The organism is Cecembia lonarensis LW9, assembly GCF_000298295.1.
GTDB lineage: Bacteria > Bacteroidota > Bacteroidia > Cytophagales > Cyclobacteriaceae > Cecembia > Cecembia lonarensis.
Genome location: NZ_AMGM01000304.1, coordinates 1 through 661 on the forward strand (window position 1 = coordinate 1; position 661 = coordinate 661).

Consider the following 661-nt stretch of genomic DNA (forward strand, 5'->3'; position numbering starts at 1 on the left):
AAATTTCTCGACCGTGGTGACGCCGGTGGCCGTGGCGCGGGTGCGGACCTTGATCTGCCGGCCCGCATCGGCGGCCACCAGGGTGTAGGTCTGCTTGGTTGCTCCGGGGACCGGGGTACCGTTGCGGTACCACTGGTAGGCGATCGACGCCTTCGGTGCCCAGGAGCCCGCCGAAGCGGTGAGCTTGTTGCCGGCCGTCGTCGTTCCGGAGAATGTGGGAGCAGGTGCCTTGGTGAACACGTTGGCCTTGACGTAGCCCAGGTCGAACTCGTCGACCCATGACTTCCCAAGAACGTCATCCATGTGGACGCGCACGACCAAGCGTTTGCCGATGGCCGAGACGGGAACGACGAACCGGCTGCCACCGACTATATCGGTGCCGAATTCCTCATCCTCCGCCCGCTGCACAGGCTGTTCGACGCCGTTGAGCAGCCATTCGATCTCGCTTGACCATGCTTTGATCCAGCCCGCGGCCTCCGGCAGGATGGACATTCCCGCGGTGACGGTACCAGGCTTGGGGTATTCCGCCGGATTAACCTGCTCGGGTGCCTGCTCTGGTTCTTCTTCGTTGCAGAACTCGCTGGTCCAGCCGTGTTCACAGTCGTAATACGCATCAGTTGGCTGGGCTATGGCCGGCACCGCGGATACGCCCAGCGAGATT

General features: G+C 63.1%; 1 protein-coding gene. It reads right to left on the bottom strand.

The features are described from left to right. Positions 1–661 (bottom strand): hypothetical protein (locus B879_RS24240; RefSeq protein WP_040401650.1); only part of this gene is annotated, 661 nt, incomplete at both ends.